18 protein-coding genes and 1 pseudogene are annotated in these 21,890 nt (G+C 63.3%); 6 read left to right on the forward strand and 13 right to left on the reverse strand.

The annotated features are described in order from the left end of the window. Positions 1–30 precede the first annotated feature (30 nt). Genes EN932_RS01825 through EN932_RS01835 form a run of 3 tightly spaced genes read right to left on the reverse strand, consistent with a single transcriptional unit; the run spans position 31 to position 3,598 of the window. Positions 31–1,347 (reverse strand): dihydrolipoamide acetyltransferase family protein, encoded by a 1,317-nt coding sequence (locus tag EN932_RS01825; protein ID WP_127384850.1) that lies wholly within the window; start codon positions 1,345–1,347, stop codon positions 31–33. Between the two features lies 1 nt (position 1,348). Then, entirely contained in the window at positions 1,349–2,362 is a 1,014-nt protein-coding gene (locus tag EN932_RS01830; RefSeq protein WP_013528742.1) for an alpha-ketoacid dehydrogenase subunit beta, read from the reverse strand. A 3-nt stretch (positions 2,363–2,365) separates the two neighbouring features. After that, positions 2,366–3,598: a 3-methyl-2-oxobutanoate dehydrogenase (2-methylpropanoyl-transferring) subunit alpha gene (locus EN932_RS01835; RefSeq protein ID WP_013528741.1), complete on the reverse strand. Its 1,233-nt coding sequence runs from the start codon at positions 3,596–3,598 to the stop codon at positions 2,366–2,368. 351 nt (positions 3,599–3,949) lie between these two features. Between EN932_RS01835 and holA the strand changes: the two genes are divergently transcribed. After that, complete coding sequence (holA, locus tag EN932_RS01840) at positions 3,950–4,993, forward strand: DNA polymerase III subunit delta (RefSeq protein WP_013528740.1); 1,044 nt, start codon at positions 3,950–3,952, stop codon at positions 4,991–4,993. Between the two features lie 45 nt (positions 4,994–5,038). Here holA and EN932_RS01845 read toward each other — a convergent pair whose 3' ends face one another. The 7 genes and pseudogenes from EN932_RS01845 to mnmE form a co-directional block, all read right to left on the reverse strand. Beyond that, positions 5,039–5,827, reverse strand: a complete 789-nt coding sequence (locus EN932_RS01845) for a DUF2182 domain-containing protein (protein ID WP_127369068.1) — start codon at positions 5,825–5,827, stop codon at positions 5,039–5,041. Between the two features lie 33 nt (positions 5,828–5,860). Continuing rightward, positions 5,861–6,487 (reverse strand): DUF1326 domain-containing protein, encoded by a 627-nt coding sequence (locus EN932_RS01850; RefSeq protein WP_127369069.1) that lies wholly within the window; start codon positions 6,485–6,487, stop codon positions 5,861–5,863. A gap of 511 nt (positions 6,488–6,998) precedes the next feature. Continuing rightward, entirely contained in the window at positions 6,999–7,889 is an 891-nt protein-coding gene (locus EN932_RS01855; RefSeq protein WP_013528737.1) for a ParB/RepB/Spo0J family partition protein, read from the reverse strand. 63 nt (positions 7,890–7,952) lie between these two features. Next, complete coding sequence (locus tag EN932_RS01860) at positions 7,953–8,753, reverse strand: ParA family protein (protein WP_013528736.1); 801 nt, start codon at positions 8,751–8,753, stop codon at positions 7,953–7,955. A gap of 52 nt (positions 8,754–8,805) precedes the next feature. After that, a complete protein-coding gene (rsmG, locus tag EN932_RS01865) occupies positions 8,806–9,438 on the reverse strand; it encodes a 16S rRNA (guanine(527)-N(7))-methyltransferase RsmG (protein WP_024504087.1) in 633 nt (210 codons plus the stop codon). Continuing rightward, positions 9,435–11,265, reverse strand: a pseudogene (gene mnmG / locus EN932_RS01870) (tRNA uridine-5-carboxymethylaminomethyl(34) synthesis enzyme MnmG). The gene rsmG and the pseudogene mnmG overlap by 4 nt, the downstream one beginning before the upstream one ends. 302 nt (positions 11,266–11,567) lie before the next feature. Continuing rightward, positions 11,568–12,899: a tRNA uridine-5-carboxymethylaminomethyl(34) synthesis GTPase MnmE gene (gene mnmE, locus EN932_RS01875; RefSeq protein WP_127368866.1), complete on the reverse strand. Its 1,332-nt coding sequence runs from the start codon at positions 12,897–12,899 to the stop codon at positions 11,568–11,570. A gap of 64 nt (positions 12,900–12,963) precedes the next feature. Here mnmE and EN932_RS01880 point away from each other — a divergent pair, with 64 nt between their 5' ends. Beyond that, entirely contained in the window at positions 12,964–14,982 is a 2,019-nt protein-coding gene (locus EN932_RS01880) for a thioredoxin domain-containing protein (RefSeq protein WP_127368867.1), read from the forward strand. A 200-nt stretch (positions 14,983–15,182) separates the two neighbouring features. Here EN932_RS01880 and rho read toward each other — a convergent pair whose 3' ends face one another. The 3 genes from rho to hemE form a co-directional block, all read right to left on the reverse strand. Further along, positions 15,183–16,448: a transcription termination factor Rho gene (rho, locus tag EN932_RS01890; RefSeq protein ID WP_013528732.1), complete on the reverse strand. Its 1,266-nt coding sequence runs from the start codon at positions 16,446–16,448 to the stop codon at positions 15,183–15,185. Between the two features lie 229 nt (positions 16,449–16,677). Beyond that, complete coding sequence (gene hemJ / locus EN932_RS01895; RefSeq protein ID WP_063173417.1) at positions 16,678–17,214, reverse strand: protoporphyrinogen oxidase HemJ; 537 nt, start codon at positions 17,212–17,214, stop codon at positions 16,678–16,680. After that, on the reverse strand, positions 17,214–18,245 hold the full coding sequence (hemE, locus tag EN932_RS01900) for a uroporphyrinogen decarboxylase (RefSeq protein ID WP_063173418.1): 1,032 nt from the start codon (positions 18,243–18,245) through the stop codon (positions 17,214–17,216). Before hemE ends, hemJ begins: the two co-directional genes overlap by 1 nt. Positions 18,246–18,650: 405 nt before the next feature. On the opposite strand from hemE, the gene EN932_RS01905 reads away from it, so the two are divergent. The 4 genes from EN932_RS01905 to coaE all read left to right on the forward strand — a co-directional run bounded on the left by EN932_RS01905 (position 18,651) and on the right by coaE (position 21,741). Further along, positions 18,651–19,472, forward strand: coding sequence for a pyruvate, water dikinase regulatory protein (locus EN932_RS01905; RefSeq protein ID WP_013528729.1), 822 nt, complete (start codon positions 18,651–18,653; stop codon positions 19,470–19,472). Between the two features lie 238 nt (positions 19,473–19,710). Beyond that, on the forward strand, positions 19,711–20,310 hold the full coding sequence (locus EN932_RS01910; RefSeq protein ID WP_127385365.1) for a Maf-like protein: 600 nt from the start codon (positions 19,711–19,713) through the stop codon (positions 20,308–20,310). Then, on the forward strand, positions 20,303–21,145 hold the full coding sequence (locus EN932_RS01915; protein ID WP_013528727.1) for a shikimate dehydrogenase: 843 nt from the start codon (positions 20,303–20,305) through the stop codon (positions 21,143–21,145). The genes EN932_RS01910 and EN932_RS01915 overlap by 8 nt, the downstream gene beginning before the upstream one ends. After that, entirely contained in the window at positions 21,142–21,741 is a 600-nt protein-coding gene (coaE, locus tag EN932_RS01920) for a dephospho-CoA kinase (RefSeq protein WP_127370194.1), read from the forward strand. Before EN932_RS01915 ends, coaE begins: the two co-directional genes overlap by 4 nt. Positions 21,742–21,890: the final 149 nt, after the last annotated feature.

Here is a 21,890-nt window from a genome sequence, read left to right on the forward strand (position 1 = left end):
GAGGGGGCCCTTGCGACCGTTCTCATCCCCTCAATCCACGAAAATCAGCGCCGGCGTTTCCAGCAGCGTCTTGATCCGCTGGATGAACACCGCCGCATCCCACCCATCGATCACCCGATGGTCGAAGCTCGACGACAGGTTCATCATCTTGCGCGGCATGAACTGGGTGCCGTCCCACACCGGCCGCACCATCATCTTGTTGACGCCGACGATCGCCACTTCAGGATGGTTGATGACCGGCGTCGTCGCCACGCCGCCCATGGCGCCGAGCGAGGTGATGGTGATGGTCGAGCCGGACAGCTCGTCGCGTGTTGCCGTGCCGGACTTGGCCGCCTCGGCCAGCCTGATGACCTCGGCGCCGCAATCCCAGATGTCGCGCGCCTCAGCGTGCCTGACCACCGGAACCACCAGCCCCGACGGCGTCTGTGCGGCGATGCCGATATGGATGCCGCCATGCTGATGGACGATGCCGGCCTCGTCGTCGAACAGGGAATTGAGATTGGGCTGGTCCGCGATCGCCTTGACCATCGCCCGCATCAGGAACGGCAGCAGCGTCAGTTTCGGCCGCTCCACGCCAGGACGCTTCTCCTTGTTGAGCGCCGCGCGCAATTCCTCCAGTGCGGTGACGTCGATCTCCTCGACATAGGTGATGTGCGGAATGCGCGATTTGGACAGCGACATCTTCTCGGCGATCTTGCGCCGCAAGCCGACCACCTTGATATCCTGCACAGCATCGTTGCGGGCGAGGCCGGATGCCTTTGCGACCTGCGGCCCGCGCGCCAGGAACGCTTCGATGTCCTCATGGCCGATGCGACCGGCCGGACCGGATCCGGCAACCTGCCTGAGATCGATGCCGGCTTCTTTTGCCCGCAGACGAACGGCCGGCGACGCCAGCGGTCTTTCGCCTTCAGGCCGCGGCGCGCCGGGGACGGAAGGCTGCGCCGTGCTTTTCTGTGAGGCTGCCGGTTTCGCCTTGGGCTCGTCGCTCTTTGGTGATGCCTTCACGACCGGCGCAGCAGCCTCGGGCTTCGGCGTCGGAAGTTTTGCCGGAGGCTCAGCGGACACCGCTTCCGCTTCGGCGCCTTGCGGCTTGGCGTTGCCCTCGCCCGCCACCTTCAGCCGCACGATGGGCGAGCCGATGGCCACCGTGTCGCCGATCTCGGCGCCCAGCCACAGGATCTCGCCATCGACCGGCGACGGGATTTCAACCGTCGCCTTGTCGGTCATGACGGCGGCGAGCACAGTGTCCTCGCGGACGATATCGCCGACCTTGACGTGCCATTCGACCAACTCGGCCTCGGCGACGCCTTCGCCGACATCGGGCAGCTTGATGATGTGTTCGCCCATCTCAGGCTCCCATGGTTTCAAGCAAGGCACGGCCAACGCGGGCGGGACCGGGAAAATAATCCCACTCCTGCGCATGCGGATAGGGCGTGTCCCAGCCGGCAACGCGAGCAACCGGCGCTTCGAGGTGATAGAAACAGTTTTCCTGCACCAGCGCCGACAGCTCGGCGCCGAAGCCCGAGGTCAGCGTCGCCTCATGCACGATGACGCAGCGCCCGGTCTTTTTCACCGAGGCGACGATCGTATCGAGATCGAGCGGCAGCAGGGTCCTGAGGTCGATGATCTCGGCATCGATGCCTGTTTCTTCGACAGCCGCCTGCGCGACATAGACCATGGTGCCGTAGGCGAGCACGGTGAGGGCCGAGCCTGCCCTGCGGATCGCCGCCTTGCCGAGCGGCACCGTGTAGTGGCCGTCGGCCACCTCGCCCAGCTCATGCTTCGACCAGGGTGTCACCGGCCGGTCGTGATGACCATCGAACGGACCGTTGTAGAGCCGCTTCGGCTCGAGGAAGATCACCGGATCCGGATCCTCGATCGCCGCGATCAAAAGCCCCTTGGCGTCGTGCGGGTTGGACGGTACCACCGTCTTCAGCCCCGACACATGGGTGAACAGCGCCTCAGGGCTCTGGCTGTGCGTCTGGCCGCCAAAAATGCCGCCGCCGGTCGGCATGCGCACCACGATCGGGCAGGTGAAATCGCCGTTGGAGCGGTAGCGCAGCCGTGCCGCTTCCTGGGTCAGCTGGTCGTAGGCCGGGTACATGTAGTCGGCAAACTGAATTTCCACGCACGGCTTCAAGCCATAGGCGGCCATGCCGATGGCCGAGCCGACAATGCCGGATTCGTTGATCGGCGCATCGAAGCAGCGGCTCTTGCCGTATTTGGCCTGCAAGCCCTGCGTGCAGCGGAAGACGCCACCGAAGAAGCCGACGTCCTCGCCGAACACGACGACTTTCTCGTCGCGCCCCATCGACACATCCATGGCATCGCGAATGGCCTCGATCATGGTCCGTCTCGGCATGGCTCAGACTCCCGCCTGTTGGCGCTGGCGTCTGAGATGCGGCGGCATTTCGGCGTAGAGCCCTTCGAACATGTCGCGCGTCGACGGCTTGCCGCCGGCATGCAGCGTGCCGTGGCCTTCGGCTTCCTTCTGCGCCGCGATAACCGTGTCGAGGATTTCCGCCTCGGCCTGCGCGTGACGCTCGTCCGACCAGACACCGAGCGCGATGAGATGGTTCTTCAGCCGCACGATCGGGTCGCCGAGCGGCCAAGCGTCGGATTCAGTCTTCGGCCGGTAGGCGGACGGGTCGTCCGAGCTCGAATGTGCGCCGGCACGGTAGGTGACATATTCGACCAGCGTCGGCCCGAGATTGCTGCGCGCCCGCTCCGCCGCCCATTTGGCCACGGCGTGGACGGCGAGGTAGTCGTTGCCGTCGACGCGCAGCGACGGGATGCCGAAGCCGAGGCCCCTCGCCGCGAACGTGCCCGAACCGCCGCGCGCGATGCCTTGAAAGGTCGAGATCGCCCACTGGTTGTTGACGACATTGAGCACGACCGGCGCCTTGTAGGTGGAGGCGAACACCAGCGCCGAGTGGAAATCGGACTCGGCCGTCGAGCCGTCGCCGATCCACGCGGCTGCGATGCGCGAATCGTTCGATATCGCCGAGGCCATCGCCCAGCCGACCGCCTGGATGTACTGCGTCGCCAGATTGCCGGAGATCGAGAAGAAGCCGTGCTCCTTCGACGAATACATGACCGGCAATTGCCGGCCCTTCAGCGGGTCGGCTTCGTTGGAATAGATCTGGTTCATCATCGTGACCATCGGGTAGCCATCGGCAATCAGCAGCCCGGCCTGGCGATAGGTCGGAAAGTTCATGTCGCCCGGCGCCAGTGCCTTGCGGAAGGCGCAAGCCACAGCCTCTTCGCCCAGATGCTGCATGTAGAACGAGGTCTTGCCCTGCCGCTGCGCCATCTGCATGCGCGCATCGAAGGTCCGCAGCGTCATCATGTGGCGCAGGCCGGTGAGAAGCTCGTCGCTGGACAGCAGGCCGGCCCACGGGCCGACGGCCTCGCCCGTGCGGTTCAGCACGCGGATGATCGAGAAGGCATGATCGCGGATGGTGCGCGGATCGACATCGATCTCCGGGCGCGGCACCGAGCCGGCCTTGGGGATCGGCACGTTGGAAAAGTCAGGCGTTCCGCCCGGCCGCACTTCCGGTTCCGGAACATGAAACCGCAACATCCCAGCATCGGCCATGACCTTTGTCCTCCAATGTTGCCTGGAACAGATATTTGCATATCTGCGCCGCCAGTGCGAATTTGTCGGGTAGCCTGCGGACGTCGGTCCCGGCCGCGCCGGCCGATCCAGCCTCCCGCACCCAAGATGAAGATATGTCCGCGAAATTTCTTGTCGATGTTGGGCGGTGGCGCGCAATTAGAGAGAAGGTTGGGCGAGGTTTGCCGGCAGATAAGGTGATTGGTCGACGAACTCGCGCCCTTCCTCTCCCCCGTCGATCGGGGGAGAGGTGTCGAGCGAAGCTCGAGGGAGTGGGGGTCGACGGTTCGCCCAAGCTGGATGCCGCCCCCACATCATGCTAACCAGCCCGCCATGGCACAGAAGAAAGCATATGAGGTCGATGGCTGGCTCGCGAAGCCGGACCAGCGGATCTCCATTGTCCTGCTTTACGGCCCCGATCGCGGCCTTGTCTCCGAGCGAGCAAAGGCCTTTGCCGGCAAGACCGGCCTGCCGCTCGACGATCCCTTCTCGGTGGTCAGGCTGGAGGGGTCGGAGGTCGACCGCGACGAGGGCCGGCTGCTCGACGAGGCCCGCACCGTGCCGATGTTTTCCGACCGGCGCCTGCTGTGGGTGCGCAATGCCAGCGGCCAGAAGGCATTGGCCGACGACGTCAAGGCGCTGACGGCCGAACCCGCGCGCGATGCGATCATTCTCATCGAGGCCGGCGACCTCAAGAAGGGTGTCGGCCTGCGCGCCATCGTCGAGGCGGCCGACAATGCCATGGCCCTGCCTTGCTATGCCGATGAAGCCCGCGACATCGACACCGTCATCGACGGCGAACTGGGCAGGGCCGGCATGTCGATGACCATGGAGGCGAGACAGGCGCTGCGCCGCAATCTCGGCGGCGACCGGCTGGCCTCGCGCGGTGAGATCGAGAAGCTTGTGCTCTACGCCCATGGCCAGACCGAGATCGGCCTGGAGGAGGTCAAAGCGATGTCAGGTGATGTCTCCGGCGCGTCTTTCGACGACGCGGTCGACGCGCTTCTCGAAGGCAAGATCGGCGACTTCGACACCGCCTTCACCCGCCATTGCCAGTCCGGCGGCCAGCCTTTCCTGGTGCTGTCCTCGGCAATGCGGCAGTTGCAGCAGATCCAAATCATGCGCGGCCAGATGGAGTCCGGCAACCGCAACGCCGCCTCGGTCGTTGCCGCCGCCCGCCCGCCGGTGTTTTTCTCCAGGCGCAAGCTGGTGGAGAAAGCGCTGGAACGCTGGAGCACCGAAGCGCTCGGCCGCGCACTGACCCGGCTGCAGACGGCGGTGCTGCAGACCAGGCGGCGGCCGGATCTTTCCGTCGCGCTGGCAAGACAGGCGCTGCTTGGCATTGCGGTGGAGAGCAGCAGGTTGGCGCAGCGGTAGGAGAGCGATCCTCCTCTTCTCGGCGCCGAGCGCTGCCTCCATCGGTCAATTCATTGTCATGGCGCCCACCTGCTGGAAGGTTGGCAGCGCCTGTGGAAAGACCAGCACCGCCGCGCCGTAAAGAAGCAGAGCGATACCCGACACCTTTGCGATCCCACCTCCGGACGGGAGGGTCTTTTCCGCAAAGATCAGCAAGGTGACCACGGCCATTGCGGCGACGTTCATGATCCCGAGAGGAAAGAGGGCGAGAAACAAAAGCCAGCAGCAGCCCAGGCAAAAAAGTCCATGCTCCAGGCCCATGCGAACCGCACCCCAATAACCATCGCGCCATGAGGTCAGGATGAAGCCAATCGGCGTGCGGCATTTGGCCAGACACAGATCTTTCAGTAGGGAGAGTTGATAGGCGCCCCCAATCATCAGCAGCGCGCCGCCGATACGCGCGGCCGTCGCAGCGGACAATCCCACATGCCCGGCAAGCATCTCCGCACCCGCCGCACCGGCAAAGGCGATAAAGCCCATCACGCCCCAAACCAGCATATACCCGGCCACGAACACCCAGCTCGAGACAAAGGTCTCGCCCCGGCTCTGTTTGCCGGCCTGGACCTGGTGAAACGTCAGGATCATGGGCGCGGCCGTCGGAAACATCATGGCAATCATCATGATCATCCAGATGGCAAGAAACAGCGGCGCCTTCATACCCATGGTGAGTGCGTACATTTCCATGCGCATGTCCGCGTCCATGGCCATCTGCTGCCAGACAAGCAGGGTCCACGCCGCCGCAGCGATAGCGATCAGCAGCGCGAGAATGATGTATCGCTGCAACGTCGGGGCCATGGACGAGGTCGTTCCGTGCTACGCTGCCAACGGCTACTGCTGCCCAGACCAATTGATCGGGGCGTAATGTCCGTTTCGGCGGGAATTGTCCCAGCTCATGCCATGATCGCTGAATGTACTGCCTTCCGCCCCCATCGCCAGGGCGAGCCAATCGGGATTGACAGGATGGCCGGTGGCCGCCCACATCTGCCCGTCCTCGCGCATTGTCGGCAGCGGCTCGACCGCCATCTGCATGACGCCCACAATCTCCGCCGACCGCTTCTTGCCGTCTATCCGGTAGCTTATCGGCACCTTCTTGGCGCCAAGATTCGTGCCAATCATGGGTGCCAGCACCGCCATAGGGCCGCCCGCAGCGCCGGTGAAGATGGCACCTAGCGCCTCTGTTTGCCTGTCATCGGCCCGTTCGTCGATATAGGCGGCGGCCGTCCAATTGCCGTTTGCCATAGGACCCGGCGTGTGAGCGACCATCGCGACACTGAGCCCATCCAATCGAACGTCGCCGTAGTTGCCCGTATTGATATGAAAGACCAAACCGACGTCGCAAACACCTTTCGTCGGCTTCGATGTCAGCTGCGCGTTGGTGGACAGCAGACAAGGACATACGACATCGCAGCTACAATTTTCGAAGTAACTTCCGGACAATTGCCAACGGACTGCCATTTGCACCTCCCACTTGCGTCAGGCGCGTCGGCATATCGCATTGGCGGGGCGGTGCCATTTCACGACTGTGTAGGAACGGCAAATAGCCCCCGCCTCGACTGACCGGCACGCTAGGGCCCATAATTTAAGCCATATCTAATATAGGTTACGCCGTTGCCTGGCACTGTCAAGCCGCGAGCGGCAGGGCTGGCGGCAGGCGCTGCTTGGGATCGCGGTTGAGAGCGCGAGGCTGGGGAGCGAGCCTGATCTCCCCCTCGAGGGGGAGATGTCGCCGAAGGCGACAGAGGGGGCCGCCGCGCGTGGGGCGCTGACCTCTTCTTCGTTCCCGCAGGGGCCCGGCGCTTGATGTGGGGCGACCCCTCTGGCCTGCCGGCCATTTCCCCTCAAGGAGGGAGATTCGCGGCGTCACCGATTTCGCCAATCACCAGCGCCCCAAAAGGAAAAGGCCGGCCAAACGGCCAGCCCCTTTCCACATGCGCAATCTCCGGTCTCAATATACTTCGCCGGCTAACTAACGCTCCTGCTTCAGCCTTCTGCACAGCTCATCAAGCTGCTCCAGCGACCGGTATGAAACCCGCAAAGTGCCGCCCTTGCCCTTGTGATCCACTGACACAATCATGCCGATCGTATCGGTCAACAGCTTTTCCAGCGCCAGCGTATCGGCGTCCTTTTGCTCCGGACTTGGCGCCGGCTTGGCTTCCTTGGTGCTGCTGGTGCCGGCCGGTATCTGGGCCAGCGCTTCGGCCTGGCGTACCGAAAGGCCCTCTTCGACGATACGCTTGGCAAGGCCGGCCGGATCTTCCGCCGTCACCAGCGTACGGGCATGGCCCGCCGACAGCGCGCCGTCGACCAGCATGTCGCGGATCACGTCCGGCAGCTTCAGGAGCCTGAGCGTGTTGGCGACATGGCTGCGGCTTTTGCCGATCACCTGGCCGAGATCGGCCTGGGTGTAGCCGTGCTCATCGATCAGCTGCTGGTAGCCAAGTGCTTCCTCGACCGCATTGAGGTCGGTGCGCTGGACGTTTTCGATGATCGCCAGCTCGAGCGCGGTGCGGTCGTTGACCTCGCGGATGATGACCGGGATCTCGGAAAGCCCGGCGCGCTGCGCCGCCCGCCAGCGCCGCTCGCCGGCGATGATCTCGTAACGGCCGGCCTGTGCCGGCGAAGGACGCGCCACCACCGGCTGGACGACGCCGTGTTCGCGGATCGACTGGGCAAGGTCGGTCAGCTCGGCGTCGCCGAAATGCCGCCGCGGATTCTTCGGATTGGGGGTCAGGAACTCGATCGGCACCTTGCCGTCGGCGCTCATGCCTGGTTTTTCAGGCGCAGCTGGGCGATCGATCTCGCCGATCAGCGCCGCCAGCCCACGCCCCAGTCTCTTTCTCGAAAGGTCTTCGCTCATCTTTATTCCAGGTTGCAGATCGTTTCGGTATCGAATCGGCTCTTTAAATTGCAGGGAGTCTAATCAAGCGGCGCGTAACTTGCGCTCGCGGCGGATCACTTCCGACGCCAGTTGCAGATAGGCCTGACTGCCCGAGCATTTCAGATCGTAAAGGATCGCCGGCTTGCCGTAGGACGGCGCCTCGGACACCCGCACATTGCGCGGGATGACGGTCTCGTAGACCTTGTCGCCCATATGCGCCCGCACATCCTGCACCACCTGGTTGGCGAGATTGTTGCGGCCGTCATACATGGTCAGCACGATGCCCTGGATGGTGAGATCCGGATTGATCGAGCGGCGCACCTGCTCGACCGTCTCCAGCAACTGGCTGAGACCTTCGAGCGCGAAGAACTCGCATTGCAGCGGCACAAGAACAGAATCGGCCGCAGCCATTGAATTCAAAGTCAAAAGGTTGAGCGAGGGCGGGCAGTCGATCAGCACATAGCCGAAAGGTGCGCCGCGCTCGGTCGCGGCGCGCAGCGCATTACGCAACTTGAGCACCCGGTCGGGCGCGGAGGCGATCTCCATTTCAATGCCGAGCAGGTCGAGCGTCGACGGCACGATCGACAGGCCGGGCACCGCCGTCGGGATGGCCGCGGCCTCCAGCTCCAGCTCGCCGGTCAGCACGTCATAGGAGGACACCGTCCGATCCTTGCGGTCGATGCCGAGACCGGTGCTGGCATTTCCCTGCGGATCGAGATCGACGATCAGCACCTTTTCGCCGATCGCGGCCAGCGCGGTCGCCAGATTGATGGCGGTGGTTGTCTTGCCGACGCCGCCTTTCTGGTTGGCTACGGTGATGATTCGGGGGCCATTCTTCATCATGGGTTTATGCCAGAAATTCATTTTGGGCGCCAAATCGCCTGTCAGTGACGGATCAGACAGGTCGCAGGTTGGACAATTCCAGGATGACGCCGCCAGCGTCGGTCACACTGGGATGTTCTACCAGATCGAAGGACCATCGGTGAACGCTTTCTTGCACTTCGGTGCGGTAATCCCGGCCTTTGTGGAACAGGCCGCGCGCGCCTGAAATCAGCCAGGGCGCCGACAGGTCCAGCAACGTCGAAAGCGGAGCCAGCGCCCGCGCCGTGACGATCTGCGGCGTCGAAACAAGCGCATGACTGTCGTCGATGCGGCGCGCCACCACCCGCGCCGGCAGGCTGAACTGCCCGACGACGGTCTGCAGGAAGGATGCTTTTTTGCGATTGCTTTCAATCAGATCGATGCTGGCGCCGTCGCGCTCGGCCAGCAGGAAAGCCATGACAAGGCCCGGAAATCCGCCGCCCGAGCCGATATCCACCCAGCGTGTGGCGGCAGGCTCTATGCGCGCGAGCTGGGCGCTGTCCAATATATGACGCTGCCAGACGTCGCCCGAGGTCGATTGCGCCACCAGATTGATGCTGCGATTCCACTTCTGGAACATCTGCTCGAACGCCACCAGCCGATCGAATGTTTCACGTGAAACCGGGCCTGCCGTGTCCTGCAGGCTCGCTAGGGTCATAGAACTCACGCAACATCCTTTTGCAGGCGCTGGGCGCTCTCCGCGTGACGGACATGCGCGACAATGATCGCCAGCGCCGCCGGCGTCATGCCTTCCATGCGCTGGGCATCGGCGATGGAGCGCGGCCGCCGCGCCTGCATCTTCTGCTTCAACTCGTTCGACAGACCCGGCACTCCGGCGAAATCGACCGTCTCGGGGATCAGCCGGCTCTCTTCATGCCGGATCTGCGCGACATCCGTCTTCTGGCGATCGAGATAGACCGAATATTTCGCCTCTGTTTCGAGGCGCTCCGCCGTTTTGCCGTCGATTGCCGCGAATCGCGAATCGATACGTCCCAACCGGGCCAAGTCGACGTCGGGATAGGACAGCAATTCATAACCGGACCGGCGCACGCCGTCCCGGTTGATTTCCAGCCCATGACGCGCCGCCTCGTTGGGCGTCATTGTGAGCAACTTCGCCAGCTCCCGAGCCTCATCCAGACTTTGCATGACATCCCCGTAGCGCTGCATCCGCTGCGCCGAGGCGATGCCCAGCCTGGCCGCCAGCGGCGTCAACCGCTCATCGGCATTGTCGGCACGCAACGACAGCCTGAATTCGGCCCGCGAGGTGAACATCCGGTAGGGCTCCGCAATGCCCCGGCTGGTCAAATCATCGACCATGACGCCGATATAGGCCTCGGTGCGGCTGAGCACGATCTGCTCGCTGCCCGCCGCCCGCCGCGCCGCATTGAGGCCGGCAAGCAAGCCTTGCCCGGCCGCTTCTTCATAGCCGGTCGTGCCGTTGATTTGCCCGGCGAGGAACAGGCCACTAACGCGCTTCGTCTCCAGCGTCTGATGCAGTTCGCGCGGATCGACATGATCATATTCAATGGCATAGCCGGGCTGCAGCATGACGGCCCGCTCCAGCCCCGGAATGGTTTTCAAGATGTCGAGCTGCACATCCTCGGGCAGTGAGGTCGAAATGCCATTGGGGTAGACGGTGTCGTCGTCCAGGCCTTCCGGCTCCAGAAAAATCTGGTGCCCGTCCCTGTCCCCGAACTTGACGATCTTGTCCTCGATCGACGGGCAATAGCGCGGCCCAACGCCTTCGATCGATCCGGAATACATGGCCGAGCGACCGAGATTGGCGCGTATCAACTCATGCGTCGCGGTCGTCGTCCGCGTAATGCCGCAATCGATCTGCGGCGTGGTGATACGGTCGGTCATCAGCGAGAACGGCACCGGATCCGCATCCGCCGCCTGGCTTTCCAGCGACGCCCAGTCGATGGTCCGGCCATCGAGCCGCGGCGGCGTCCCGGTCTTCAGCCGTCCAAGCTTGAAGCCGGCGCGGTCCATCGTTGCCGACAGGCCGAGGCTCGCCTGCTCGTTCATGCGGCCGGCGACGATCTTCTTCTCGCCGATATGGATAAGCCCGCGCAGAAAAGTTCCGGTCGTCAGGACGACCGCGCCACAGACCAGGCGCCGGCCGTCGGCTAGGAGAACCGCCGTGATCTGCCCGTCGGCGATCTCGAAGTCCAGAACCTCGCCTTCGACCACGTCGAGATCGTTCTGCTGCCGAATCGCTTCCTGCATGGCAAGGCGATAGAGCTTTCTGTCGGCCTGCGTACGCGGGCCGCGCACCGCAGGGCCTTTGCGGCGGTTGAGCCAGCGGAAACTTCTCGCGCACCAGGGGGCCCTTGCCGCGCCCGCCGATCGCCGGGTTGCACGACATCACGCCGATCGTGTCGAAACGCAGCGTCACCAAGGCGGTCCTGGCACCGGCGCGCGCGGCAGCGCTGGCCGCCTCGCAACCCGCGTGGCCGCCGCCCACCACAACCACATCATAGCGATTGGTCATTTCCAAACGTCCTGGACTCAGAAGAATGAGGGACACATGTCCCTGCGGAGCGACGCTGTCAAGAAAACTCCGCGACAAGTTTCACGTGAAACAGCCGCGCCGCCAGTTAGCTCAGTGTTTCACGTGAGTCATCGGGGCCGCCTGACACGTTTCGCGTGAGTCATGCAGGCGGCGCAGCGCGGTGGTGGCCCAGATGAAGCCTCCCCGCCTTCGGGGTTCGTCGAAAATCACGAAGGCATGCGGCAAAGCAACATACGATCTAAAGGCAGCTCACGCCGCAGCGACCCAATGTTTCACGTGAGTCATTTCCCGATGCAGAACTGCGAGAAGATCACGTCCAGCATGTCCTCGACGTCGATGGCACCGACGATTCGGCCGAGGCGATCGGCGGCGAGCCGCAACTCCTCGGCGCGCAACTCCTGCTCGTTCATCCGGCCGTCAGTGGCGCGATGCAGATGGCGGTTGGTCTCGCCAAGCAATTCGACGTGGCGAAGGCGCGACGGCAGGACATCGCCGACGCTGCCGGCTGCCTCCGCCGCCCGCTGACCGATCTCCGCCAGCAGTTCCTCCACGCCCGTCCCGTTCTTCACTGAAATGACAAGGTCGTAATCCTCCGTCGCGTCGCTCGCCGCGCGGCTTTCCAGCAGATCGAGCTTGGTGCCGACACGTAAGATCGGCGCTTCGGTCGGCAGCAGTCCAATCTCCCTGGGATCGGCGACATCCCTAAGCAAGAGCAAGAGATCGGCGCCATGCGCCTTGGCCCTCGCCTTGTCGATGCCGATCGCTTCGACCTTCCCCGGCGCATCGCGCAACCCGGCCGTATCCGTGAGCCGAACACGCAGCCCCTGAAGATCAAGTGTCACTTCAAGCAGGTCGCGGGTCGTGCCTGGTTCATCCGTTACTATAGCGGCATCGCGCCGCGCCAGAGCGTTGAACAGACTCGACTTACCGGCGTTGGGGGCACCGAGGATGACGACCTCGAATCCATCGCGAATGATCTCGGCGGCGCGAAATCCGGCGATGTGCCGGTCGATCTCGTCGATCATCGTTCTGACATCGGACCAGACCGTATCCGAAACGGAACCGGGGACGTCTTCCTCGTCGGCGAAATCGATCTCGGCCTCGATCATCGCGCGGGCATGGATCAGCCTGCGGCGCCAGCCGAGATAGAGTTCGCTTTGGGCGCCTCCGGCATTTTGGACCGCGAAGCGCCGCTGCGCCTCCGTCTCGGCATTGACGAGATCCGCCAGCGCCTCGGTCTCGACCAGGTCTACCTTGCCGTTCAGAAAGGCGCGACGCGTGAATTCGCCCGGTTCCGCGTGCCTGACGCCGCCAAAACCGGTCATCGTCTCCAGCATTTTTGCCACAACGGCACGGCCGCCATGAACGTGGAATTCCGCGACGTCCTCGCCGGTGAAACTGGCCGGGCCGGGAAAGAACACAACCAGGCCGGTATCGAGCAATGTCCCGTCAGACGCCCTGAATCGGCGCAGAACCGCCGCGCGGTCCTTAACCATAGTCCCAGCAATCGTTTCGACCACGAATCGAGTCTGCGGGCCGGAAATTCGGATGACGGCGACGCCGGCAGGCAGCCGGCCGCTCGACAGCGCTACGATGGAATCGCCTGAAATCATTTGCCCGCTCTACTGAACCGCCCTAGCTTCACGCCTATCAGCCAATCGCATACGAGTTTGCCCAGTGACGCTGCCCGCGCAAAACCTGCTTGCCGAAGAAGCCAGCCCCTATCTGCAGCAGCACAGCGGCAATCCCGTCCACTGGCGGGCTTGGTCGCCGGCTTCGCTCGAAGAGGCGAAAGCGCTGGATAGGCCGATCCTGCTCTCGGTCGGCTATGCCGCCTGCCATTGGTGCCATGTCATGGCGCATGAAAGCTTCGAAAACGATGGCGTCGCCGCCGTCATGAACCGTCTGTTCGTCAATATCAAGGTCGACCGCGAGGAGCGCCCGGACATCGACCAGATCTATATGGCGGCGCTGTCCTCGATGGGCGAGCAGGGCGGCTGGCCGCTGACCATGTTCCTGACCCCGGACGGCAAGCCGTTCTGGGGCGGCACCTATTTCCCGCGCGAGCCGCGCTACGGCCGCCCCGGCTTCATCCAGGTGATGGAGGCAGTCGACAAGGCGTGGCGGGAGAAGCGGGCGAGCCTCAACCAGAGCGCCGACGGGCTGACGACGCATGTCGAGACGCGGCTCGCCGGTTCGCATGCCAGAACCGTGCTCGACCGCGCCACGCTGGCGGAATTGGCCAAGGGTATCGACGGCATGATCGACCGTGATCTCGGCGGATTGCGCGGCGCGCCTAAATTTCCCAACGCACCGTTCATGCAAACGCTGTGGCTGTCCTGGCTTCGCGACGGCAATGCCGCCCATCGCGACGACGTCCTCAACAGCCTCGAGCAGATGCTGAGCGGCGGCATCTACGACCACATCGGCGGCGGGCTCAGCCGTTACTCGACCGACGCCGAATGGCTGGTGCCGCATTTCGAAAAGATGCTCTACGACAATGCCCAGCTCCTCCGCTTCTGCAACTGGGCCTATGCCGCAAGCGGCAATGAATTGTTCCGGGTGCGAATCGAAGAGACGATCGGCTGGCTGCTGCGCGAAATGCGCGTCGACGGCGGTGCCTTTGCCGCCAGTCTCGATGCCGACAGCGACGGCGAGGAAGGTCTGTTCTACACCTGGAACCGCCACGAGATCGAAGCCGCCCTTGGCGACGATTCCGCATTGTTTTTCAAGCACTTCACGCTCTCCAGCCCGCATGGCTGGGAAGGCAAGCCGGTCGTCCACCAAACGCTGTCTCAGCAATCGCAATATGTGATCCACCGCGAAGAGATCAGCGCGCGCAAGGCGAAACTCCTTGCTGTCCGGGAAGAGCGGGTCAGGCCCGGCCTTGACGCAAAGACCCTCATCGACTGGAACGGCCAGATGATCGCAGCGCTTGCCGAGGCCGGCCGGGCGCTGGCGCGGCCTGACTGGATCGATGTGGCGGCAAAGGCCTTTGCCTATATCAGCTCTGGCAGCCGCGACGGCCGTCTGCCGCATTCGATGCTCGGCGCCAGAAAACTGTTCCCGGCTTTGTCCAGCGACTATGCCGCTATGACCAACGCCGCGATCTCGCTGTTCGAGGCCACCGGGGATTGGAGCTATGTCGACCAGGCCGGCCAGTTTGTCGGGCAGCTCGAGCATTGGCACGCCGACGCCGAGAAGACAGGTTACTACCTGACTGCTTCCGACAGCACCGACGTGCCGATCCGCATCCGCGGCGATGTCGACGAAGCCATTCCCTCCGCTACCGGCCAGATCATCGAGGCGCTGGTCAGGCTCGCCTCCGTCACCGGCAATCTCGAGCTGCAGGAGAGAGCCTGGCACGTCGCCGAGCATGCCGCCGGCCGCGCGACGCAGCAGGCCTATGGCCAGGCCGGCATCGTCAATGCCTGCGCGCTGGCAATCGAGCCGCTCAAGCTGGTGTTGGTGGATGAGTTCACAGATCCAAAGCTCGTTCCGGTTGCGAATCGAACCCCGGACCCGCGCCGCATCGACATCGTCGTGCCGATCGGTACGGCAGCGAATCGACCCTTGCTACCCGGTGGAATCCTGCCGCCGACCGACAAGGCAGGTGCATGGTTGTGTACAGGGCAGGTTTGTTTGCCGGCGGTGACGGATGCTGAAGAGCTCGAGCGATTGTTGCGACGGCGATAGTTTTGCTAACCGCCGGCGAGAGACGCCCCCTCTGGCCTACCGGCCATCTCCCCCTCAAGTGGGGAGATCGGCAGCTTCGCTGTTCCGCTCACCTTACGGCGTTGATAATTGCCGAAAGCGACCAAGGGCATAATCTCCCCCTAGAGGGGGAGATGCCCGGCAGGGCAGAGGGGGGCGCGAAGGATCGCTACCCCATCCCCTTACGTGTTCATCGAATCGAAGAAATCCGCATTGGTCTTGGTCTGCTTCAGCTTGTCGATCAGGAACTCGATCGCGTCGGTGGTTCCCATCGGCGCCAGGATGCGGCGCAGCACGAAGATCTTCTGCAGGTCCTGCTTGGAAACCAGCAGGTCTTCCTTGCGGGTGCCGGACTTCAGGATGTCCATGGCCGGATAGATGCGCTTGTCGGCCACCTTGCGGTCGAGCTGGATTTCGCAGTTGCCGGTGCCCTTGAACTCTTCGAAGATGACTTCGTCCATGCGGCTGCCGGTATCGATCAGCGCGGTGGCGATAATGGTCAGCGAACCGCCTTCCTCGATGTTGCGGGCGGCGCCGAAGAAGCGCTTCGGCCGCTGCAGCGCGTTGGCGTCGACGCCACCGGTCAGCACCTTGCCGGATGACGGCACGACGGTGTTGTAGGCGCGGCCGAGACGGGTGATCGAATCGAGCAGGATGACGACGTCGCGGCCATGTTCGACCAGGCGCTTGGCCTTCTCGATGACCATTTCGGCGACCTGCACGTGGCGCACCGCCGGCTCGTCGAAGGTCGAGGAGATCACCTCTCCCTTCACCGAGCGCTGCATGTCGGTCACTTCTTCCGGCCGCTCGTCGATCAGCAGCACGATCAGATAGCATTCCGGGTGGTTGGCGGTGATCGAGTGGGCGATGTTCTGCATCAGAACCGTCTTGCCGGTACGCGGCTGCGCGTTGATCAAGGCGCGCTGTCCCTTGCCGATCGGCGCCACCAGGTCGATCACACGGGCCGAGATGTCCTTGGTGGTGACATTCTCGATCTCCATCTTCAGCCGCTTGGTCGGATAGAGCGGCGTCAGATTGTCGAAGTGGATCTTGTGACGGATCTTCTCGGGATCGTCGAAATTGATGGTGTTGACCTTGAGCAGCGCGAAATAGCGCTCGCCCTCTTTCGGGCTGCGGATCGGCCCTTCGACCGTATCGCCGGTCTTCAGCGAAAAGCGCCGGATCTGCGACGGTGAAATATAGATATCGTCGGGACCTGGCAGGTAATTGGCGTTGGCGGAGCGCAGGAAGCCGAAACCGTCCTGCAGCACCTCGACCACGCCATCACCGATGATCTCGATCTCCTGGGCGGCCAGCTTCTTCAGGATCGCAAACATCAGCTCCTGCTTGCGCATGACGCTGGCGTTTTCGACCTCCAGCGATTCGGCATAAGCGATCAGCTCTGGCGGTTTCTTGTTCTTGAACTCGGCGAGTTTCATTTCTTGCATAGACGGACCTTGAATAGATGGAGTCTGGGTAGGCTTTGGGAAAATATCGGCGGGATGCGACAAATGCCGGGCGCGGCCGAAAACAACGAGGGGCGGCGCATGACGGGAAGGAAGACCCGTCTTTTATCGTCGGTCGGGTGAAAGAGCAAGCTGCGTTTTGCATGGCCTATGAAGGCCTAAACGCATCAATGCCTGTCGTAGTCTCCTGGCCGTTTTTGGGTAACATGCATCAGAACGGCTTGACCACCACCAGGATGACGATTGCGATCATCAGCAATGTGGGGATCTCGTTGACCATCCGCCAGTGCCTGGCCGGTTTTTCATTACGGTCCTCGGCGAATTTGCGCACCGCACCGGCCAGATAGCCATGCATGGCCGACAGCAAAAGCACCGCTCCGATCTTGGCGTGAAGCCAGCCGCCCTGGAAACCAAAGCCTTTCCAGGCAAGCCACAGGCCGAACACCCAGGTGACGATCATCGCCGGATTAATGATGCCGCGCAGCAGGCGCCGCTCCATCACCTTGAAGGTTTCCGACTGCACCGAGCCCTTCTCGGCATCGGCGTGGTAGACCAGCAGCCGCGGCAGATAGAGCATGCCCGCCATCCACGAGATGACGGCGAGGATATGGATCGCCTTGGCCCAGGGGTAGAAACTGTCGGGTGCCGCGAAATACAAAAGCGCGGTGAAAACGATCAGCACGGCGATACCTGATATCATGCGCATCATCGCCTGGCCGGTGCTGTTCGTGTTGTTCATCTGAGCCATCAGCGTGTCGCGCTCCGCACCTGTTTCACCATCGCCTCGACATGGGCGATCGGCGTCTCCGGCGTGATGCCGTGACCGAGGTTGAAGATCAGCGGGCCGTCTCCCAGCGCTCTCAGGATCGCCTCGACGCCATCCGACAGCGCCTTGCCGCCAGCCACGAGCCGCAAGGGATCGAGATTGCCCTGAACCGCACCCGAGCGCTGCAATTCCTTCGCCGCAATCAGGGGCACCGTCCAGTCGATGCCCAGCGCCGTTACGCCGGTCTTCTGTCGATAGGTCCGGTAGCGCGCACCGGCGCCCTTGGGAAAACCGATGATCGGGACATCGGGATAAACCGCCCGCACCCGGCCAACGATCTCGGCCATCGGCTGAACGCAGAACAAATCGAAAGTTTCATCGTCCAGCACGCCGGACCAGGAATCGAAAATCTGCACCACATCCGCGCCCGCCTCGATCTGGCGGATGAGATAGGCGGCCGAATGTTCGGCAAGCACCTTCAGCAATCGTTGAAAGGCCACCGGCTCGCGATAGGCAAAAAGCCGCGCCGGCGCCTGGTCGGGCGTGCCATGGCCGGCAATCATGTAGGTCGCCACCGTCCACGGCGCGCCGCAGAAGCCGATCAGGGTTGTCTCGTCGGGCAATTTGGCCCGCAACCGGCGAACCGTCTCGTAGACCGGTTCGAGATTCACGTGAAACACCTTGCCCTCCAGAGCCAGAATCTCCGGCGCGGTGATCGGCGTCAGCAGCGGCCCTCTGCCCTCTTCGAAGCGGACGTCACGGCCAAGCGCATGCGGAACGACAAGGATATCGGAAAACAGGATCGAAGCATCGAAGCCGAAGCGCTCGATCGGTTGCAAGGTCACTTCGACGGCAAGGTCTGGATCATAGCAGAGATCGAGGAACGAGCCTGCTCGCCTGCGTGTCTCCCGATACTCCGGCAGATAACGCCCTGCCTGACGCATCATCCAGAGCGGAGGCGGAAAATGAGCCTTGCCCTTCAGGACATCCAGCATGATCCGGTTCTGGGGCATCGAGCGCTCGCTTCTCCCGGCCTCTTCTATAATCAAAGATTCTTATATCTAAGATTCTTCTGATTCTAAGAGTCTGTTGGTTCTGGTGATTGCCACCTGTCCCGCTTTGCCCCGGAAAACACCAGCCAACATATTGTCGCGTGCTTCTTTTTCCCAGATGTAGGGTTCTGGGGATAGGTCGGAATCGATCAATCGAGTCAAAGCGTTAGGCGGAGCGGTGAAAGGCAGGTCCTGTGGACGGACTGTAGGCGAAAAAAGCCGTCCCCAAACTTGTCCCCAGTCGCCCGACGAAGCTGACAGCGCATCGAATTGTGGACAAACTGCCATCTGATACAGTCGCCTCCGACCGACCCGTCTTTTCATCCCGCTTTATCCACAGAAGCCCACAGCCCCAGGTGACCCCCTGTGAACAAACCCCAGAGCTTCTTCCACCTGCACCTGATTTCCGACGCGACCGGCGAAACGCTGCTCGCCGCCGGCCGGGCGGCTTCGGCACAATACAAGGATGCGCGCGCCATCGAGCATATCTATCCGCTTATCCGCACCGAAAAGCAGGTGGCGAAGGTGTTCGAGGACATAGAGGAAGAGCCGGGCATCATCCTCTATACGGTCGTGGACCAGAAGCTGGCGCGCGGCATCGACGAGCGCTGCGCGGCCATGGGCCTGCCCTGTGTGTCGGTGCTGGAGCCGGTGCTGACCGTGTTCCAGTCCTATCTCGGCACCCCCGCCGGCCGCCGCGTCGGCGCCCAGCATGTTCTCGACGCCGAATATTTCCGCCGCATCGATGCGCTCAATTTCACCATGGACCATGATGACGGCCAGCTGCCGCTCAACATGGACGATGCCGATGTCGTGCTGATCGGCATTTCTCGCACGTCGAAGACGCCGACCAGCATCTACCTCGCCAACCGCGGCATCAAGACCGCCAACATCCCGATCGTGCTCGGTGTGCCGGTGCCGGAAAGCCTGGTTGCCGCCAGCAAGCCGCTCATCGTCGGGCTGATCGCCACCGCCGAGCGCATCTCGCACGTCCGGCAAAACCGCATCCTCGGCAACAGCAGCTCGTATGAGGCATCAGACTATGTCGATCGCGCGGCGATCAGCGAAGAGCTCGCCTACGCCCGTAAGATCTGCACGCGCCATGGCTGGCCGATGATCGACGTCAGCCGCCGCTCGATCGAGGAAACGGCGGCGGCCATCGTTGCCCTGCGGGGGAAGAATAGATAGGGCAGGTAAGATAAGTGAGCACCAGCACCCCTCATCCGACCTCGCTTCGCGAGGCCACCTTCTCCCACAAGGGGAGAAGGAAGAACGTGGCACCGTCGTCTCCGCAAGATACCGCCAGTTGGCGATTTGCAGCGGCGTACGCGCGGGACTTCCCTTCTCCCCTTGTGGGAGAAGGTGGCCGAGCGAAGCTCGGTCGGATGAGGGGTGCGTGACGGAGCGCCAACATGGGTGAATCAGCATGACCGAAAAACTTATCCTCGCTTCCGGCAGTCCGTTCCGCAAGGCGATGCTGGTCAATGCCGGCATCGATGTCGAGGCGGTGCCGGCCGATGTCGACGAGCGCGCGCTCGAGTCGCCTTTGCAGGATAGCGGCGTCTCGCCCGAGGACGTCGCCCTGGTGCTGGCCGAGGCTAAGGCGACCGAAGTCAGCGAGCGCAGGCCGGGCGCCCTGGTGCTGGGCTGCGACCAGACGCTGTCGCTCGGCGACGAGGTGTTCCACAAGCCGGCTGACATGGAGGGTGCCCGCCGTCATTTGCTGGCGCTGTCGGGCAAGACCCATCAACTCAACAGCGCCGCCATGCTGGTTCGCGACGGCAAGGTTTTGTGGCGCCATGTCGGCATCGCTTCGATGACCATGCGCAAGCTCGACCCCGCCTTCATCGGCCGCCACCTCGCCCGCGTCGGCGCCAAGGCGCTGGGAAGCGTCGGCGCCTATCAGATCGAAGGCGAAGGCATTCAATTGTTCGAGAAAATCGAGGGCGATCATTTCACCATTGTCGGCCTGCCGCTGTTGCCGCTGCTGGCCGAACTGCGAGACCTGGGGGCGATCGATGGCTGAGGCGTCGAAAAAAGCCTTCGTGTCGGGCCATCCGGTCAAGCATTCGCGCTCGCCGAAGATCCATGGTCACTGGCTGGCCAAACATGGCATCGACGGAAGCTACCAGGCCATCGATGTCGCGCCGCAAGACTTTGCCGTGTTCGTGGAAACATTGCAGGCAAACAATTACCGCGGTGGCAACATCACCATCCCGCACAAGGAAGCGGCCTTCGCATTGGCCGAACGCCGCGACCAGGCGGCGCAAGAAATCGGCGCCGTCAACACGCTGTGGTTCGAGGACGGCGTCCTGTGGGGCGGCAACACTGACGGTCACGGCTTTGCCGCCAACCTCGACGATCATGCACCGGGCTGGGCAAGCAAGGGTCCGGCGGTGGTGCTCGGCGCCGGCGGCGCGTCGCGCGCCGTCATCCATGCGCTGAAGGAGCGCGGCGTTGCCGACATCCGCATCGTCAACCGCACTCTGGCCCGAGCGCAGGAATTGCGCGATCGTTTCGGCACCGGTGTCTCGGCGCATGGCATGGCGGCGACCAACGAACTGCTCGGCGATGCCGGCCTGCTGGTCAACACCACCGCGCTCGGCATGCATGGCAATGAAGGCCTGTCGGCGGATCCCGCCCGGCTGCCCGACCATGCCATCGTCACCGACATCGTCTATGTGCCGCTGGAGACGCCGCTGCTCGCGGCCGCCCGCGCGCGAAATCTGAAGACGGTCGACGGTCTTGGCATGCTGCTGCATCAGGCCGTGCCTGGCTTCGAGCGCTGGTTCGGCATCAGGCCGCGGGTGACGGCCGAACTCCGGGCCCTGATCGTCGCCGATCTGGTGCCGAAGCCATGATCGTGCTCGGCCTCACCGGCTCGATCGGCATGGGCAAGTCGACCACGGCAAAAATGTTTGCCGAGGCCGGCGTGCCGGTCCATGATTCCGACGAGACGGTGCATCGCCTCTACGCGGGCAAGGCAGCCCCCCTGGTCGAGGCCGCCTTTCCCGGCACCACATCCGCCGGCATGGTCGATCGTGCCAAACTTGGCGCGCGCGTGCTCGGCGATGCCGCGGCGCTGAAGCGGCTGGAGACCATCATCCACCCGCTGGTGCGCGCCGATGCCGATGCCTTTCTGGCCAGGCATCGCGGATCAGGCGCGCCGATCGCCGTCCTCGACATCCCCCTGCTGTTCGAAACCGGCGGCCGCAACCGCGTCGACAAGGTCGTCGTCGTCACCGCCCCGGCCGCGACCCAGCGCGAACGCGTGCTGGCACGGCCCGGCATGACGGAAGAGAAGCTGGCGTCGATCCTGGCCAAGCAGGTGCCGGACGCGGAAAAGCGCCGTCAGGCCGATTTCATCGTCGACACCGGACAGGGGATGGACGCCGCGCGGGCGGAGGTCGCTGCAATCATCAGCCAGCTGATAGGGGTTGGCAAGCCAGGTGGTTGAGCCCACCGCTCGACCGCCAGCTGTCGATGTGAGAGCCGCTTATCTGCCTGCCGGCTTCGCTCGACACCTCTCCCCCGATCGACGGGGAAGAGGAAAGGTGCAGGGCGATGAGGGGCGGCGCAAACCTGTGCGATTGCCCTGGCCATCAT

It is taken from the genome of Mesorhizobium sp. M7A.F.Ca.US.002.01.1.1 (assembly GCF_004022955.1).
In the GTDB taxonomy this organism is placed as follows: Bacteria; Pseudomonadota; Alphaproteobacteria; order Rhizobiales; family Rhizobiaceae; genus Mesorhizobium; species Mesorhizobium ciceri.

What these genes read in the sequence shown, in the direction of transcription:
- EN932_RS01825 (WP_127384850.1), bottom strand. Translation starts at nt 1,347, where the DNA reads ATGGGCGAACACATCATCAAGCTGCCCGATGTCGGCGAAGGCGTCGCC.
- EN932_RS01830 (WP_013528742.1), bottom strand. Translation starts at nt 2,362, where the DNA reads ATGCCGAGACGGACCATGATCGAGGCCATTCGCGATGCCATGGATGTG.
- EN932_RS01835 (WP_013528741.1), bottom strand. Translation starts at nt 3,598, where the DNA reads ATGGCCGATGCTGGGATGTTGCGGTTTCATGTTCCGGAACCGGAAGTG.
- holA (WP_013528740.1), top strand. Translation starts at nt 3,950, where the DNA reads ATGGCACAGAAGAAAGCATATGAGGTCGATGGCTGGCTCGCGAAGCCG.
- EN932_RS01845 (WP_127369068.1), bottom strand. Translation starts at nt 5,827, where the DNA reads ATGGCCCCGACGTTGCAGCGATACATCATTCTCGCGCTGCTGATCGCT.
- EN932_RS01850 (WP_127369069.1), bottom strand. Translation starts at nt 6,487, where the DNA reads ATGGCAGTCCGTTGGCAATTGTCCGGAAGTTACTTCGAAAATTGTAGC.
- EN932_RS01855 (WP_013528737.1), bottom strand. Translation starts at nt 7,889, where the DNA reads ATGAGCGAAGACCTTTCGAGAAAGAGACTGGGGCGTGGGCTGGCGGCG.
- EN932_RS01860 (WP_013528736.1), bottom strand. Translation starts at nt 8,753, where the DNA reads ATGATGAAGAATGGCCCCCGAATCATCACCGTAGCCAACCAGAAAGGC.
- mnmE (WP_127368866.1), bottom strand. Translation starts at nt 12,899, where the DNA reads ATGATTTCAGGCGATTCCATCGTAGCGCTGTCGAGCGGCCGGCTGCCT.
- rho (WP_013528732.1), bottom strand. Translation starts at nt 16,448, where the DNA reads ATGCAAGAAATGAAACTCGCCGAGTTCAAGAACAAGAAACCGCCAGAG.
- hemJ (WP_063173417.1), bottom strand. Translation starts at nt 17,214, where the DNA reads ATGGCTCAGATGAACAACACGAACAGCACCGGCCAGGCGATGATGCGC.
- hemE (WP_063173418.1), bottom strand. Translation starts at nt 18,245, where the DNA reads ATGCCCCAGAACCGGATCATGCTGGATGTCCTGAAGGGCAAGGCTCAT.
- EN932_RS01910 (WP_127385365.1), top strand. Translation starts at nt 19,711, where the DNA reads ATGACCGAAAAACTTATCCTCGCTTCCGGCAGTCCGTTCCGCAAGGCG.
- EN932_RS01915 (WP_013528727.1), top strand. Translation starts at nt 20,303, where the DNA reads ATGGCTGAGGCGTCGAAAAAAGCCTTCGTGTCGGGCCATCCGGTCAAG.
- coaE (WP_127370194.1), top strand. Translation starts at nt 21,142, where the DNA reads ATGATCGTGCTCGGCCTCACCGGCTCGATCGGCATGGGCAAGTCGACC.